Below are 14,267 nucleotides of genomic sequence, written 5' to 3'. Positions count from 1 at the left end.
AGCTGCTGACGCTCGCCCCGGGCATGCGGAGGGTCAGCCCACCGCCTCGAACCGCCACCGGTGCACCGGCCGGGTGATCAGGGCGGCGTCGGGCTCGGGGAGTTCGGGGAGGTCGTCGGCGTACGACGCTTCCTCCCACCACGTCATGACCAGCACCCGGTCCTGCGGGGCGCGGAGCAGTTCGCGGCGGGCCGGTTCGCGGGACAGCTCGGCGGCCCGGGCTCGCGCCCACTCCAGGAGTTCCCCGCCGCGGCCCTCCACGGCGCGGGCCTCCCACATCAGGACGACGGTCGCGGCGCTCATGAGTAGAGGTTGTCCTTACTGATCTCGTGCACGTGATCGTGGGAATGGGAGTGGGGGTGGGAGTGCCCGGGGCCATGCGCGGACCCCGGTACGTGCGTCTCCGTCACCGGCAGCGACGAGTCCGCCGACAGCTCCAGGTCGGAGGGGCGCCGGTTGCGGGCGACCATCTCCGCGCCGAGCGCCGCGACCATCGCGCCGTTGTCCGTGCACAGGCCCGGGCGTGGCACCCGCAGCCGGATGCCCGCGCGCGCGCAGCGCTCCTCGGCCAGGGCGCGGAGGCGGGAGTTGGCCGCCACCCCGCCGCCGATCATCAGGTGGTCGACGCCCTCGTCCTTGCAGGCCCGGACCGCCTTGCGGGTCAGCACGTCCACCACCGCCTCCTGGAAGGACGCCGCCACATCCCGTACGGGCACCTCCTCGCCCGCCGCGCGCTTCGCCTCGATCCAGCGGGCGACGGAGGTCTTCAGACCGGAGAAGGAGAAGTCGTAGGGGGCGTCGCGCGGGCCGGTCAGGCCGCGCGGGAAGGCGATCGACTTCGGGTCGCCCTCCCTCGCCAGGCGGTCGATGACGGGGCCCCCGGGGAAGCCGAGGTGCAGGACGCGGGCGATCTTGTCGAACGCCTCGCCCGCCGCGTCGTCGATGGTCGCGCCGAGGGGCCGTACGTCGCTGGTGATGTCGGGGGCCAGCAGGAGCGACGAGTGGCCGCCGCTGACCAGCAGCGCCATCGTCGGCTCCGGCAGCGGGCCGTGCTCCAGCTGGTCGACGCAGATGTGCGAGGCGAGGTGGTTGACCCCGTAGAGCGGCTTGCCGAGCGCGTACGCGTACGCCTTCGCGGCCGAGACTCCGACGAGCAGCGCGCCCGCGAGCCCGGGGCCCGAGGTGACGGCGATCCCGTCGAGGTCCCGGGCGCTGACCCCGGCCTGTTTCAGGGCTCGCTCGATGGTCGGGACCATCGCCTCCAGGTGGGCCCGGGAGGCGATCTCCGGGACGACGCCGCCGAAGCGGGCGTGGGTGTCGACGCTGGAGGCGACGGCGTCGGCGAGCAGGGTCGTGCCGCGGACGACGCCGACGCCGGTCTCGTCGCAGGAGGTCTCGATGCCGAGTACGAGGGGTTCGTCGGCAGCCATCATTCAGTCCCGTTTTCCGATACGTGCTCTTGCATGGTGAGGCGCATGACCAGGGCGTCCACGTTCCCCGGCTGGTAGTAGCCGCGGCGGAAGCCGATCGGTTCGAAGCCGAACCGCTCGTACAGCTTCTGCGCCCGGGTGTTGTCGACCCTGACCTCCAGGAGCACCGTGGCGCACTCGAAGGCCGTGGCGTGCTTCAGCAGGTCCGTGAGGAGTTCCGAGCCGAGGCCGGTGCCCCACGCCTCGCGGCTGACCGCGATCGTCTGGACGTCGGCGAGGTCGCCGAGGGCGGCGAGCCCTGCGTAGCCGACGATCCGGCCGGTGGCCGGGTCCTCGGCGACGACATAGCGGCGGGTGGCGCCGGGGCCGCGCGCGTGGGCCAGCTCGGACCAGAACATCCCGGGCGACCAGGCGTCGTCCGGGAACAGGGCGTGCTCCAGCTCCAGCACCGGTGCGATGTCCCACCAGCGCATCTCGCGCAGCACTGCGGCGGTGGCGGAGGCCTTGGAGGTCGCGGCGCTCACTTCGGCGTGACCACCTTGTAGTTCTTCGGCACCTGGGCGTCGGGCCTGCGCAGGTACAGCGGCTGGGGCTCCGGCAGCTTCTGCCCGGCGGCCAGCCGTTCGGCGGCGAGCGCGGCGAGCGCCCCGGCGGAGACGTGCTCGGGGCCGCGGGCGTCCGGGAAGGCGTCCGCATACAGCACCGCGCCCGCCCCGACCACGGGCAGCCCCGCCAGCTCGGCGGCGATGTCGGCGGGCCGGTCGACGGAAGGTTCGCCCGTACGGGTGCGGGCGTCCTCGTACCGCGCCCAGTAGACCTCCTTGCGGCGCGCGTCCGTCGCCACGGCGAAGGGCCCCTCCAGCCCCTCAAGACCGGCGGCGTACGCGAGGCCGTCCAGGGTGCACAGCCCGTGGACCGGTACGGAGAGGGCGGAGCCGAAGGTCGCGGCGGTGACCAGGCCGACCCGCAGTCCGGTGTACGGGCCGGGGCCGATGCCGACGACGATGTCCGTCACGGCGTCGAGTTTCGTCCCGGCCTCGGCGAGGACCCGGTCGACGGCGGGCAGCAGCAGCTCCCCGTGCCGGCGGGCGTCGACCTGCCCGGAGGCGGCGAGGACGGACGTACCGTCGTGGAGAGCGACGGTGACGGCGGGCGTGGCGGTATCCATGGCGAGCAAGAGCACGCAAACAGCCTACGGCTCCGCCGACGGCGTTACGGCGTCCGTACGGCGTCCCGGACGGCGCCCTCCCGGCTGCTACCGTCACCGGGTATCCGCGGGTACGACGTAAACGCTTGTACGACATGCGGCGGACGGCCGTCGAAAGGGGAGTTCACGGTGGCAAGGAGCAGCTCGGGAATCGTGGCCGGGCTCACTGCGGCGGCGGTCGCCGCGGTCGCCTTCCTCGCTTACCAGGCCTCGGCGAACGCCCCCGACTCGGTGGCCTCCACGCCGGGCCCGAAGACCTCCGCATCGGCGTCCGCCCAGACCTCCGCCAAGCCGAAGGCCCCGGTCGATCCGCTGGCCGTCCCGGCCGCGTCCGGCACCGGTGAGCGTGTCGTCTACGCGCTGAAGGACCGCCGGGTGTGGCTCGTCGGCGAGGACAACAAGGCGACCCGCGCCTTCACCGTCATGCCGAGCCCGGTCAGCCCGCCGCCCGGCGTCTACCACGTCACCTCGCGCTCGGGCACGGTCCAGGGCTCGGACGGCGTGCCGATCGAGCACGTGGTCCGCTTCGCGAGCGTCGACGAGGTGACGGTCGGCTTCAGCGCGGCGCAGGACGGCTCGATGGCCTCCCCGGACCCGACGTCGAAGACCGGTGGCGTACGGATGAAGCGCGCGGACGGCAACGCGATGTGGACGTTCGCGACGGTCGGCGCGAAGGTCGTCGTCGTCCCGTAGGGCCTGTCTGACAATTCCCGTCGTCGCCCGAAGGGCGGCCGCGCGGCGTCAGGTGCGTGCTTTCGCCGCACCGGCCCCAGGCCCCAGAAGGCTGAGGCCCGCGCGGGACGTGTCTACGCGGCGTGCCGTCGCACGGCGCTGTCCGGCGTGTGCTCCCCGTTCACGGCCACGTCGTCCTCCGCCGCTTCCGGCTCGCTCGGCGGGGTGGAGATCGCCGTGGCCGCCGCGCACGAGGCCAGCAGGTCCTTCATCGACAGGGCGGAGGGGACGGGCGCCGTCGGCTGCTGCCTGGGCTGCCGCTCCGCGCGCTCGGGCGTCGGCATGGATGCCTCCTGGGGGCTCCGGTGGAGGTCGTGGTTAGGTATGCCTAACCAGGTCTCGTGCCCATGTGACCACGACCACGGTCCCTGACGCAACAATTTACCGACGCCCTGTCGGAAAGGTCCACTCCGGCGTTGCTCAGGGGCCCCCTCGCGTTACGCGACGTCCTCCCGCAGCCCCGCCCAGCGCGGGCCGATGCCGACCAGCGTCACCTCGCGCCGCTCGTCGTCGGTGTCGCCGGTGGCGCGGTCGATGAGTACCCGGAGCCGGTCGTCCGACAGCTCCTCGACCTTGCCGTCACCCCACTCCACGACCACCACCGACTCCGGCAGCGACACATCGAGGTCGAGGTCCTCCATCTCGTCGAGCCCGCCGCCCAGGCGGTACGCGTCGACGTGGACGAGGGCCGGGCCGGCACCGAGCGGGGGGTGCACGCGGGCGATCACGAAGGTGGGCGAGGTGACCGCGCCGCGCACGCCGAGGCCCTCGCCGAGGCCCCGGGTCAGGGTGGTCTTCCCGGCGCCCAGCTCCCCGGTGAGCATGACCAGGTCTCCGGGGGCCAGCACCCGGGCGAGGCGGCGGCCCAGGTCCTGCATCTGCTCGGGGGACGTGACGGTGATCGTCACGGTGACGGCCTCGGGCACGGTCCCCACGGGACGGTCGGCGGCCGCTTCCGTGACGGTCTCAGCGGCCGGGCTGTTGTGCGGTGCTTCCATGCTCGTCAACGTTAGCGGCAGCCACGGTGCCACTGCGTACGAGCAGGTCGGCCAGGCGGTCGGTGACCGTCTCCGGGTGCTCCAGCATCACCATGTGCCCGGCGTCCGGCACGATGACCAGTTCGGCGTCGGGCAGTACGTCCGCGATGGCCTCGCTGTGCGAGCTGGGGGTGACCAGGTCCTTTTCCCCGGCCAGGATCAGGACGGGCACGTCACGGAACGCGGGCAGCGCCGCGCTCTTGTCGTGCTCGGTGAAGGCCGGGTAGAACTCGGCGACCACATCGATCGGGGTCGACTCGATCAGCCGCTCCGCGAACCGGGCGACCGCCGGGTCCACGTCCCGCGAACCGAACGAGTACCGCTTGACGATCCCGGCGAACAGGTCCGCCGTGGCCCGCCGCCCCTTCTCCACCAGTTCCGCCTGCGAACCGAGCGCCTTCAGCACCCCCGGCAGCACCCGCCGCGCCGCGTTCACGCCCGCCACCGGCAGCCCGAAGCTCACCTCGGTGAGCCTGCCGCCGGAGGTGCCGATCAGCGCGACGGCGGCGACCCGGTCCCGGATCAGGGCCGGGTACTGGTCGGCCAGCGCCATCATCGTCATGCCGCCCATCGAGTGCCCGACCAGGACGAGCGGGCCCTCGGGGGCCGCCGTGTCGATGACCGCCTTCAGGTCGCGGCCCAGCTGGTCGATGCCGCCCGGCACCCCGTCCGCCTGGTCCCGGCCGCGCTCGGAGCGGCCGTGGCTGCGCTGGTCCCAGTAGACGGTGCGTACGAGGCCGCGCAGGGCGGCCCGCTGGAAGTGCCAGGAGTCCTGGCCGAGGCAGTAGCCGTGGCTGAAGACGACGGTGACGGGGGCGGGGGCCCTGCGGCCGAAGAGGCGGCGCCGCCGGGTGCCGGGCACCTCGTCGCCCGCCGAACCCCCCGGACCCGCCTCCACCTCGTCGACCTCGTAGTACAGCTCCGTGCCGTCCTCGGCGACGGCCCGGCCCGGGGTGCCGCGCAGCGAGCCGTAGGGGCCCGTCGCGTCCAGCGCGAGGCGGGCCTTCTTGCGCATGCCGCGCCCCACGGTGAGCCGCTCGACCGCGACCCCGGCCGCCGCGCCCGCGGCGAGCACTCCTATCGCGGCCCCGGCGATCCCCGCCCGGCGCCACCCTCCGGCCGCCGTGGCGGCGGTCGCCACCACGTCCCGCGCGCTGCTGTCGCTCACTGCGCTACGCCCCCGGTCGCTTCGTTCGGGTCAACCGTCCCGTTCACGTACACCCTCGGCACCCGGGTCCCGATCCGGGTGACGATCTCGTACCCGATGGTGTCGGCGGCCACCGCCCAGTCCTCGACGCTCGGCTCGCCCCGGTCGCCCGGGCCGAACAGCACCGCCTCGGCGCCCGCTTCGGGCCGGTCGCCGCCGAGGTCGACGACGAACTGGTCCATGGCGATGCGGCCCGCCGCCGTACGCGTCCTCCCGCCGACCAGGACCGGGCCCCGGCCCGACGCGTGGCGCGGGATGCCGTCCGCGTAGCCGACGGGGATCAGGCCGAGGGTCGTCCCGGCGGGGGTCACGTAGTGGTGGCCGTAGCTGACGCCGTGTCCGGCCGGGGCGTCCTTGACCAGGGCGAGGGAGGCCGCGAGCGTCATCACCGGGCGAAGCCCGAGGTCAGCGGGCGTGCCCAGCTCGGGGCTGGGCGAGACGCCGTACATCGCGATACCGGTCCGTACCAGGTCGAAGTGCGCCTCGGGGACCGTCAGCGTGGCCGGGGAGTTGGCCAGGTGCCGCACCTCGGGGTCCACGCCCTCCTTCTCGGCGTACGCGACCAGGTCCCGGAACACGCCGAGCTGCGCGGCGATCGAGGGGTGGCCCGGCTCGTCGGCGCAGGCGAAGTGCGACCACAGGCCGGTGACCTTGACGCGTCCGGTCCGCTCGGCGTCACGGGCCCCGGCGACCAGTTCGGGCCAGTCGGCGGGCTGGCAGCCGCTGCGTCCGAGGCCGGTGTCGGCCTTGAGCTGGATCCTGGCCGGGCGCCCGGCGGCCGCGGCGGCGGCGATGACCTCACGCAGGGCCCACATACCGCTGACCGACACGTCGATGTCGGCCTCGATCGCCTCGCGCCAGGGGCCGCCGGGCGTCCACAGCCAGCACATGATCCGGCCACCGAGTCCGGCCGCCCGCAGGGCGAGGGCCTCGTGCGGGGTCGCGGTGCCGAGCCAGGCCGCCCCGGCCTCGCGGGCGGCCCGCGCGCACGGCACGGCCCCGTGCCCGTACCCGTCGGACTTCACCACGGCCATGAGCTGCGCACCGGCCGCCCGCCCGCGCAGAACGCGCACGTTGGCGCGCAGCGCGGCGAGGTCGATCTCGGCACGGGCTCTCAGGGACGCAGTCTCGTTCATCGCGCCCAGTGTCTCAGAGGCGTCTGCCGCCGCCCGGGCAGCGCACGCCGGTATCCAGGCTTATGTACGTTTCATCACATGCCGGAGGTGGTCGACCAGGACCGGGACGTGGCTGTCGGCCACGTCCTTGACGGCGGTGACCAGCGTGACGGGCCCGCCCTCGCGCACCAGCCCGGCGAGCCGCTCGACGGCCTCGGTGTGCGCCGGGTCGGCCAGCTCGGTGCGGTAGCGCTCGACGAAGGTGTCGTACCGCGCGCCGGAGCGGTCCTGGTGGTACCAGGAGCGCAGTTCGTCCGAGGGCGTGACCTCCTTCAGCCATACGTCGATCGCGGCCCGCTCCTTGGCCACGCCCCGGGGCCAGAGCCGGTCGACGAGGACCCGCGTGCCGTCGCCGTCCCCGGGCGGGTCGTAGACCCTGCGTACACGTACCGATGCGCTGCCGCTCACCGTCCGAACCACCCTCCTGCCGGGCCTTCCACCCTCGCCCGGCCTCAGCCCGCCCGCACGTCGCGCCAGGCGGCCGGGATGCCGTCGGCGACGTCCTGCGCGGAGAGCGGGGCCCCGTCGGAGCCGTGCCGGGCCGCGAGTCCGTGGAGATACGCGCCCACGGACGCGGCGTCGCGCGGGGCGAGCCCGGCCGCGAGGAGGGACCCCGTCAGCCCGGAGAGCACATCGCCGCTGCCCGCCGTGGCGAGCCAGGCCGTGCCGGTCGGGTTGACCCGTACGGGGGTGTCCCGGGCCTCCGCGACCAGGGTCGTGGAGCCCTTGAGGAGCACGGTGGCGCGGTAGCGGGCGGCCAGTTCGCGGACGGCGGCGAGCCGCCCGGCCTCGACGTCCTCCCGGGCCGTGGAGAGCAGGGCGGCGGCCTCCCCCGCGTGCGGGGTCAGTACGGTCGGGGCGGTCCGGGTCCGTACGGTCTCGGCGTCCAGCAGCCGCAGCCCGTCCGCGTCGACCAGCACCGGGACGTCGGCGGCCAGCACGTCGGCGACGGCCGCCTCCGCCTCCCGCCCGTCCCCGAGCCCCGGCCCGACCACCCAGGCCTGCACCCGCCCGGCCTTCGACGGCAGCCCCGCGTGCACCAGCGCCTCGGGGTAGCGGGCGATCACCGCGTCCGCACCCGGTCCGACGTACCGCACGGCCCCGGCCCCGCCGCGCAGCGCGCCCGCGACCGCGAGGACGGCGGCGCCCGGATAGCGCTCGGACCCGGCGACGACGCCGACGACCCCGCGCCGGTACTTGTCGCTCTCGCCGCCCGGCACCGGCAGCAGGGCCGCGACGTCCGCGTACTGGAGCGCCTCCAGGTCCGGCGGCTCGGGCAGGTCCGGGCCGAGCCCGATGTCCACCAGCCGCAGCGCGCCCGCGTGTTCGGCGGCCGGGTCGATGAGGAGGCCCGGCTTGTACGTGCCGAAGGTGACCGTCGCGTCCGCCCGGACGGCATCGCCGTGGACCTCGCCGGTGTCGGCCTCCACCCCGCTCGGCAGGTCGACGGCGATGACCGGGGTACGGTCCCGGGTCACCGCGTCCAGCAGCTCGGCGGCGTCCGCGCGCAGCCCGCCGCGCCCGCCGATGCCGGTGATGCCGTCCACGACGAGGTCGAGCACGCCCAGCCCGTCCGGCCCGTCGACGACCTGCCCCCCGGCGGCGAGGAACGCGGCGAGGCCACCCGGGTGGGCCCGGTCGGGGGCGAGCAGCAGGGCCCGGACACCCGCCCCCCGGCGGGCGAGCCGTGCGCCCGCGTACAGGGCGTCGCCGCCGTTGTCCCCGCTGCCGACGAGGAGCAGGACCCGGGCCCCGTACACCCGGCCGTTGCGGCGCAGCAGATCGCCGCAGGCCACGGCGAGCCCGGCGGCGGCGCGCCGCATCAGGGCGCCCTCGGGCAGTCGCTGCATCAGGGCGGCCTCGGCGGCCCGTACGGTCTCCACGCTGTAGGCACGTCGCATGGGTCCAACCCTGGGCGATCGCGACGGCGGACGCCAGCCCCGCGGGGCGTGGCGACCCGGGACGACCGGGACAGCGGGCACCGCACGCGTGGAGCGGCGTGCTCACCGCCGCGCGGTCACGGCGGCGGACACCGGCCCCGGGCTCACCCCTCCGCGATCACCACCGCTGATGCGACTCCCGCGTCATGGCTGAGCGAGACGTGCCAGCCGCGCACGCCCAGTTCGGCGGCGCGGGCGGCGACCGTGCCGCTCACCCGCAGCCGGGGCTGCCCGCTCTCCTCGACCCAGACCTCCGCGTCGCTCCAGAGCAGCCCGCCGGGCGCGCCGAGCGCCTTGGCCAGGGCCTCCTTCGCGGCGAACCGGGCGGCGAGCGAGGCGATTCCGCGCCGCTCTCCGCTGGGCAGTGTCAGCTCGCCCTCGACGAAGAGCCGGTCCGCCAGCTGGGGCGTACGCTCCAGCGCCGCGCCGAAGCGCTCGATCTCGGCCACGTCGATGCCGACCCCAATGATCACGACCCCACCCTCGCCATCCCTGTCGTTCTCGCGACCCGGGGACGCCCCGGGTCGCTCCACTCACTCCACGGTCACGGACTTCGCCAGATTGCGCGGCTGGTCCACTTCGTTGCCGCGGGCCGTCGCCAGCTCGCAGGCGAAGACCTGGAGCGGCACGGTGGCGACCAGCGGCTGAAGCAGCGTAGGCGTTGCGGGGACGGTGATGAGGTGGTCGGCGTACGGGACGACGGCTTCGTCGCCCTCCTCGGCGACGACGACGGTGAGCGCGCCCCGGGCCCGGATCTCCTGGATGTTGGAGACGATCTTGTCGTGGAGCACCGAACGCCCGCGTGGCGACGGCACGATGACGACGACCGGAAGGCCTTCCTCGATGAGCGCGATCGGCCCGTGCTTGAGCTCCCCGGCCGCGAAGCCTTCGGCATGCATGTAGGCGAGCTCCTTGAGCTTGAGCGCGCCTTCGAGGGCGACCGGGTAGCCGACGTGGCGCCCGAGGAAGAGGACGGTGTCGTGGTGGGCGAGGGAACGGGCCAGCTCGCGGACGGGCTCCATGGTCGTCAGGACGCGTTCGACCTCGGCGGAGATCGCGGCGAGCTGGCGTACGACCGTCCGGATCTCGTCGGCCCACTTGGTGCCGTGGAGCTGCCCCAGGTAGAGGGCGACGAGGTAGCAGGCGACGAGCTGGGTGAGGAAGGCCTTGGTGGAGGCGACGGCGACCTCGGGCCCCGCGTGGGTGTAGAGGACGGCGTCGGATTCCCGGGGAATGGTCGAGCCGTTCGTATTGCAGATGGCGAGCACCTTGGCGCCCTGTTCGCGGGCGTGGCGCAGCGCCATCAGGGTGTCCATGGTCTCGCCGGACTGGGAGATGGCGACGACGAGGGTGCGCTGGTCGAGGATCGGGTCGCGGTAGCGGAACTCGCTGGCCAGCTCGGTCTCGCAGGGCAGCCGGGTCCAGTGCTCGATGGCGTACTTGGCGATCATTCCGGCGTGGAAGGCGGTCCCGCAGGCGACGATGACGACCTTGTCGATCTCGCGGAGTTCGGCGTCCGGGATGCGTACCTCGTCGAGGTGGAGCGAGCCCTCGCCGTCGATCCGGCCGAGGAGGGTGTCGGCGACGGCCTGGGGCTGGTCGGCGATCTCCTTGAGCATGAAGGAGGCGTACCCGCCCTTCTCGGCGGCGGAGGCGTCCCAGTCGACGTGGTACTCGCGCACCTCGGCGAGGTCCCCGTCGAACCCGGTGACGGTGACGCCCTCGCGGCTCAGCTCGACGACCTGGTCCTGGCCCAGCTCGATGGCGGAACGGGTGTGGGCGATGAACGCGGCGACATCGGAGGCCAGGAACCACTCGTCCTGCCCGACGCCCACGACGAGCGGTGAGTTGCGCCGGGCGCCGACCACCACGTCCGGCTGGTCCGCGTGCACGGCGACGAGGGTGAACGCCCCTTCCAGCCGCCGGCACACCTGCCGCATCGCGTCCGCCAGGTCCGCGCCCGCCGAGTACGCCTCGGCCAGCAGATGCGCGACGACCTCGGTGTCCGTGTCCGACTCCAGGGCGTGCCCGCGCCCGGTCAGTTCGCGCCGCAGGGCCGCGAAGTTCTCGATGATCCCGTTGTGGACGACGGCGACGCGACCCGCGTTGTCCAGGTGGGGGTGGGCGTTGGCGTCGTTGGGCGCTCCGTGCGTCGCCCACCGCGTGTGCCCGATCCCGGTCCGCCCGGCCGGCAGCGGCCGGTCCCCCAGCTCCTTCTCCAGATTGACGAGCTTGCCCGCCTTCTTCGCGGCGGCCAGCCCGCCGTCCGCGAGCACGGCGACACCCGCCGAGTCGTAGCCCCGGTATTCGAGGCGCTTGAGTCCCGCGACGACGACGTCCTGCGCCGACTGTCCACCGACATAACCCACGATTCCGCACATAGCGGCACCATAAGGCCAGCGGTGCCTCACGAGAGGAATGCCGGAGGAATGTTGGTGACATACAATTTCTTGTACATGACCCATACGAAGGGCGGCCGGACATGTCGGTGACGCAGATCGACATAGACGATGAAGCTCTGGAGCGGGCGATGGCCCTGTCCAAGGCCAGGACGAAGAAGGAGACCGTCAACATCGCCCTGCGCTTCTACGCGGAGCAGCAGGAGCGTGCGGCACGGATCAGCCGCCACTTCGAGCGCGCACGCAACTGGGGCGCGGTTCAGGACGCCGAGCGGCGGCACCGGGTGGAGAAGGACGGTCCGTGATCTACCTGCTCGACACGTCGGGCCTCGTGCGGCTGCTCTCCGACACCGCTCTGCAATCGGTGTGGTCCGATGCGATCGAGGCCGGAACGGTCGCCTCCTGCTACCCGCAGCGGGCGGAGTTCCTGTACGGCGCCCGGAACGCACGCGAGTACGACGAGATCGTGGAGATGTTCACCGACCTCTACCCGGACGTCGCGGTGCCGAAGAGCGCAGGGCGCTGGATCGCCTCGGTCCAGCACCGCATGGCGCGCGCCGGGCAGCACCGCAGCGCCTCCGCCGTGGACCTCGTCATCGCGGCCACGGCGGCCCATCACGGCCTGACGGTCCTTCATGACGACCTCGGCTACCGCACGGTCGCCCGGCACGCCCCGGACCTCGGCGAGCACAGCGTTCACGACGTGGCCTGAGACTCCGGCGCGGGCACGTGCCGGGCCCGCACCGGAGCAGGGCCGACTGCGGCCCGTCACGTGCAGTACTGCGCCTCCTTGCCGATCGACCGGTACATGCAGTCAGCGTTCTCGATCAGTTGCAGCACCGCGTCCCGGTTGCGGGAGGTCTCGCGCTCGATGACCTCGTCGGGCGGGTAGAAGCCGCCGCTCCACGAGGAGCGCGGGTACATCTCGAAGGTGTAGCCGAAGATCCGCTGCGAGCCCCACAGCCAGTCGTCGATCGAGCCGTCGGTGATGTAGAGGTCGCTGGACTGCTCGGCGGTGTACCCGTTGCTCGCCGCCATCTTGCGGCCCACCGCGGCGAACGCGTTGCGGTCGTCGGCGGTCATGCCGGGGGCCGTGTCGGCGTAGGTGTAGCCGTACGGCCAGAGCACCAGCTCGCTGTACGTGTGGAAGTCGATGGCCGCCGTGATCTGCTGCTTGCCGCCGACCACGCGACTCCGTACGAAGTCCGACACGACCCTCGTCTCCGGCGCGGACTCGGGGCCCGTACCCCGGTACGTCGCCGAGGAGGGGCTGGAGGAGGAGCCGCCGCAGCAGCCCCACTTGTAGGCCCAGTTGCGGTTGAGGTCGGTACCGACCGCGCTGGAGCCGGCGTTGGGCTGCCGGTTCTTGCGCCAGCTGCGGTACGAGCCGGTGGCGATGTCGTACTCGCCGCCGTCCGGGTTCATGTCCGGGATGATCCACAGCTCGCGCCCGTCGACGGCCCGGGTGATCCGGGAGTCGGAGCCGTAGCCCTCGGCGAACTCGCGGAGCAGGTAGAGGGCCATCTCGACGGTCAGGTGCTCGCGGGCGTGCTGGTGGGCGGTGAACAGCACCTCGGGCTCGGCCTCGTCGGTGCCGACGTTGTCGCTGATCTTGATCGCGACGATGTCCCGGCCCTGGTAGGTCTTCCCGATGACGCGCTTGCTCATGATCGAGGGGTTGGCGGCGACGCGCGCGTCGATCGCCGCGGTCATCTCGGCGTAGTTGTGGTAGCGGGAGTCGGCGGGCGGGAAGTCCCGGACCCCGGCGCCGTCCGCCGCGTGCGCCCCGGCGCCCGGGGCGGGCAGGGCCTCCAGTACGTGACCGAGCGCCCGGAGCTTCCCGGCCTGGGCGGTGTCCGCGGTGATGACGATGCCGTGGTCGTGCACCTCGTCGATGGAGACGCCCGTGCGGGCGATCCCGGTGCGGGCGGCGGGGGTGACGCGCCCGGTGATCTCGTACTGGAGCGTCCGCTCGTCGGCGGCGACGGCGGCGTTCGGTGCGGGGGTCTCGGCGGTGGCGACAGCGGTCGCCGGGGCGGCGAGGGCGAGGGCGAGCAGGACGGCGAGGGCGGCGTTGCGCCGGGTTTTCGTCGGCCGGGTTCTCGGCCGGGATGCCCGTGTGGTGACGAGTCGCATGCGGCAGTCTCCTGAGTCCGTCGGGGTGGGGGGTGGAGCTGTGCGACGGGCACAGGATGAGGGCCATGTCATGGACGGGTCAAGACTCGCATTCCGGCCATGATTCCCCCGCCCCCACCGAACACACCCTCATACGGTCATACGGTCGTACGAGCCACTGAGTACGACGAATGAGTACGTGCGCTCACGCCCCAGGCGCCCCTGCCGCACCACCATGGGCTCAGCGCCACCGACCACGGCGCCGACCGGACCACCGTCGAAGGAGCCCCCATGCCGAAGCGTGCCGTCACCATCTCCGCCCTCGCCGGTGTCACCCTGCTCGCGGGGGCGGGCGCCTACGCCTTCGCCGCCGAGGCCAGGAGCACCGGCCCCGAGGTGACGCGAGCCTCCGTCGCGTACGTCGCGCCCGGCGCGGGCCGGGACGGCTCGCTCACCTTCACCGCCGAGGTGGCCGACGACTCCGGCGTCCGGGACCTGAAGGTGCTGGCCTGGCCCGCGAGCGTGGCGCCCGCCCCGAGCGCCGAGGAGATGGCCCACGTGGAGTCGGCCACCTGCGAGCCGGCCGGCGCCGAGACCGCACGCTGCACGTACACCGCGAAGGTCACCGCCGCCGACGCGGCCGAGTCCCCGAAGGGCGCCTGGAACGTGGCGGTCCTGGCCTCCGCCAAGGACGGCGGCAGGACGTTCGCCCCGAAGGCGGCGGACTTCACGGTCGAGGGCTGAGCCGCGCGGTACGCGGTTGGGGTTACGGCGACGAGCGCGAACCCGCCGGGCCAAGGCAAGCGCGGACCCACCGGGCCAAGGCAAGCGCGGACCCACCGGGCCAAGGCAAGCGCGGACCCACCGGGCCAAGGCAAGCGCGGACCCACCGGGCCAAGACAGGCGCGGACCCGCCGCCCAGAAAGGCGCGGCCCCGCCGACCCAGACAGGGCGCGGCCCCACCGCCCCAGACAGGCGCGGCCACGACCCGAGATCCGCGCGGGCCCACCCACCCGAGCAAGTAC

17 protein-coding genes are annotated in these 14,267 nt (G+C 73.5%); 4 read left to right on the top strand and 13 right to left on the bottom strand.

What is annotated here, in order from left to right; all coding sequences use genetic code 11:
* Positions 1-33: 33 nt before the first annotated feature.
* Genes ACZ5WC_RS05985 through tsaB form a run of 4 tightly spaced genes read right to left on the bottom strand, consistent with a single transcriptional unit; the run spans position 34 to position 2,598 of the window.
* The gene (locus ACZ5WC_RS05985) at positions 34-303 is read right to left on the bottom strand and encodes a hypothetical protein (protein WP_468539659.1); all 270 of its coding nucleotides are present in this window, start codon (positions 301-303) and stop codon (positions 34-36) included.
* Positions 300-1,430, bottom strand: coding sequence for a tRNA (adenosine(37)-N6)-threonylcarbamoyltransferase complex transferase subunit TsaD (gene tsaD, locus ACZ5WC_RS05980; RefSeq protein WP_468539658.1), 1,131 nt, complete (start codon positions 1,428-1,430; stop codon positions 300-302). Before tsaD ends, ACZ5WC_RS05985 begins: the two co-directional genes overlap by 4 nt.
* Positions 1,430-1,903: a ribosomal protein S18-alanine N-acetyltransferase gene (rimI, locus tag ACZ5WC_RS05975; protein ID WP_096630605.1), complete on the bottom strand. Its 474-nt coding sequence runs from the start codon at positions 1,901-1,903 to the stop codon at positions 1,430-1,432. The genes tsaD and rimI overlap by 1 nt, the downstream gene beginning before the upstream one ends.
* 47 nt (positions 1,904-1,950) lie before the next feature.
* Complete coding sequence (tsaB, locus tag ACZ5WC_RS05970) at positions 1,951-2,598, bottom strand: tRNA (adenosine(37)-N6)-threonylcarbamoyltransferase complex dimerization subunit type 1 TsaB (protein ID WP_468539959.1); 648 nt, start codon at positions 2,596-2,598, stop codon at positions 1,951-1,953.
* A gap of 192 nt (positions 2,599-2,790) precedes the next feature.
* Between tsaB and ACZ5WC_RS05965 the strand changes: the two genes are divergently transcribed.
* A complete protein-coding gene (locus ACZ5WC_RS05965) occupies positions 2,791-3,330 on the top strand; it encodes a hypothetical protein (protein WP_468539958.1) in 540 nt (179 codons plus the stop codon).
* A gap of 113 nt (positions 3,331-3,443) precedes the next feature.
* Here ACZ5WC_RS05965 and ACZ5WC_RS05960 read toward each other — a convergent pair whose 3' ends face one another.
* The 8 genes from ACZ5WC_RS05960 to glmS all read right to left on the bottom strand — a co-directional run bounded on the left by ACZ5WC_RS05960 (position 3,444) and on the right by glmS (position 11,109).
* On the bottom strand, positions 3,444-3,653 hold the full coding sequence (locus tag ACZ5WC_RS05960; protein ID WP_468539657.1) for a hypothetical protein: 210 nt from the start codon (positions 3,651-3,653) through the stop codon (positions 3,444-3,446).
* 153 nt (positions 3,654-3,806) lie between these two features.
* Entirely contained in the window at positions 3,807-4,367 is a 561-nt protein-coding gene (tsaE, locus tag ACZ5WC_RS05955; RefSeq protein WP_468539656.1) for a tRNA (adenosine(37)-N6)-threonylcarbamoyltransferase complex ATPase subunit type 1 TsaE, read from the bottom strand.
* Positions 4,336-5,574, bottom strand: coding sequence for an alpha/beta fold hydrolase (locus ACZ5WC_RS05950; RefSeq protein ID WP_468539655.1), 1,239 nt, complete (start codon positions 5,572-5,574; stop codon positions 4,336-4,338). The genes tsaE and ACZ5WC_RS05950 overlap by 32 nt, the downstream gene beginning before the upstream one ends.
* Positions 5,571-6,749, bottom strand: coding sequence for an alanine racemase (gene alr, locus ACZ5WC_RS05945; RefSeq protein WP_468539654.1), 1,179 nt, complete (start codon positions 6,747-6,749; stop codon positions 5,571-5,573). The genes ACZ5WC_RS05950 and alr overlap by 4 nt, the downstream gene beginning before the upstream one ends.
* A 60-nt stretch (positions 6,750-6,809) precedes the next feature.
* Complete coding sequence (locus tag ACZ5WC_RS05940) at positions 6,810-7,196, bottom strand: DUF488 domain-containing protein (protein WP_468539653.1); 387 nt, start codon at positions 7,194-7,196, stop codon at positions 6,810-6,812.
* 44 nt (positions 7,197-7,240) lie between these two features.
* The gene (locus tag ACZ5WC_RS05935) at positions 7,241-8,689 is read right to left on the bottom strand and encodes an NAD(P)H-hydrate dehydratase (protein WP_468539652.1); all 1,449 of its coding nucleotides are present in this window, start codon (positions 8,687-8,689) and stop codon (positions 7,241-7,243) included.
* 143 nt (positions 8,690-8,832) lie between these two features.
* Entirely contained in the window at positions 8,833-9,201 is a 369-nt protein-coding gene (locus ACZ5WC_RS05930) for a holo-ACP synthase (protein WP_096630580.1), read from the bottom strand.
* Positions 9,202-9,261: 60 nt separating this feature from the next.
* Positions 9,262-11,109, bottom strand: a complete 1,848-nt coding sequence (glmS, locus tag ACZ5WC_RS05925; RefSeq protein WP_468539651.1) for a glutamine--fructose-6-phosphate transaminase (isomerizing) — start codon at positions 11,107-11,109, stop codon at positions 9,262-9,264.
* A 101-nt stretch (positions 11,110-11,210) separates the two neighbouring features.
* Here glmS and ACZ5WC_RS05920 point away from each other — a divergent pair, with 101 nt between their 5' ends.
* Positions 11,211-11,432, top strand: coding sequence for a type II toxin-antitoxin system VapB family antitoxin (locus ACZ5WC_RS05920; RefSeq protein WP_468539650.1), 222 nt, complete (start codon positions 11,211-11,213; stop codon positions 11,430-11,432).
* Positions 11,429-11,839, top strand: coding sequence for a PIN domain-containing protein (locus tag ACZ5WC_RS05915; RefSeq protein ID WP_468539649.1), 411 nt, complete (start codon positions 11,429-11,431; stop codon positions 11,837-11,839). Before ACZ5WC_RS05920 ends, ACZ5WC_RS05915 begins: the two co-directional genes overlap by 4 nt.
* Positions 11,840-11,895: 56 nt before the next feature.
* Here ACZ5WC_RS05915 and ACZ5WC_RS05910 read toward each other — a convergent pair whose 3' ends face one another.
* Positions 11,896-13,263, bottom strand: a complete 1,368-nt coding sequence (locus ACZ5WC_RS05910) for a M14 family metallopeptidase (protein WP_468539648.1) — start codon at positions 13,261-13,263, stop codon at positions 11,896-11,898.
* Between the two features lie 270 nt (positions 13,264-13,533).
* Between ACZ5WC_RS05910 and ACZ5WC_RS05905 the strand changes: the two genes are divergently transcribed.
* Entirely contained in the window at positions 13,534-13,986 is a 453-nt protein-coding gene (locus tag ACZ5WC_RS05905; protein ID WP_468539647.1) for a DUF5707 domain-containing protein, read from the top strand.
* Positions 13,987-14,267: the final 281 nt, after the last annotated feature.

The sequence above is a fragment of the Streptomyces sp. NPDC033165 genome (assembly GCF_055577965.1).
The sequence above is the reverse complement of the archived record's forward strand: the minus strand, read 5'-3'. Positions and strand labels throughout refer to the sequence as shown.

Coding starts and splice junctions, on each gene's coding strand:
- ACZ5WC_RS05910 (WP_468539648.1), bottom strand. CDS start 13,263: ATGCGACTCGTCACCACACGGGCATCCCGGCCGAGAACCCGGCCGACG.
- alr (WP_468539654.1), bottom strand. CDS start 6,749: ATGAACGAGACTGCGTCCCTGAGAGCCCGTGCCGAGATCGACCTCGCC.
- glmS (WP_468539651.1), bottom strand. CDS start 11,109: ATGTGCGGAATCGTGGGTTATGTCGGTGGACAGTCGGCGCAGGACGTC.
- ACZ5WC_RS05960 (WP_468539657.1), bottom strand. CDS start 3,653: ATGCCGACGCCCGAGCGCGCGGAGCGGCAGCCCAGGCAGCAGCCGACG.
- rimI (WP_096630605.1), bottom strand. CDS start 1,903: ATGCGCTGGTGGGACATCGCACCGGTGCTGGAGCTGGAGCACGCCCTG.
- tsaE (WP_468539656.1), bottom strand. CDS start 4,367: ATGGAAGCACCGCACAACAGCCCGGCCGCTGAGACCGTCACGGAAGCG.
- tsaB (WP_468539959.1), bottom strand. CDS start 2,598: ATGGATACCGCCACGCCCGCCGTCACCGTCGCTCTCCACGACGGTACG.
- ACZ5WC_RS05920 (WP_468539650.1), top strand. CDS start 11,211: ATGTCGGTGACGCAGATCGACATAGACGATGAAGCTCTGGAGCGGGCG.
- ACZ5WC_RS05905 (WP_468539647.1), top strand. CDS start 13,534: ATGCCGAAGCGTGCCGTCACCATCTCCGCCCTCGCCGGTGTCACCCTG.
- ACZ5WC_RS05935 (WP_468539652.1), bottom strand. CDS start 8,689: ATGCGACGTGCCTACAGCGTGGAGACCGTACGGGCCGCCGAGGCCGCC.
- ACZ5WC_RS05985 (WP_468539659.1), bottom strand. CDS start 303: ATGAGCGCCGCGACCGTCGTCCTGATGTGGGAGGCCCGCGCCGTGGAG.
- tsaD (WP_468539658.1), bottom strand. CDS start 1,430: ATGGCTGCCGACGAACCCCTCGTACTCGGCATCGAGACCTCCTGCGAC.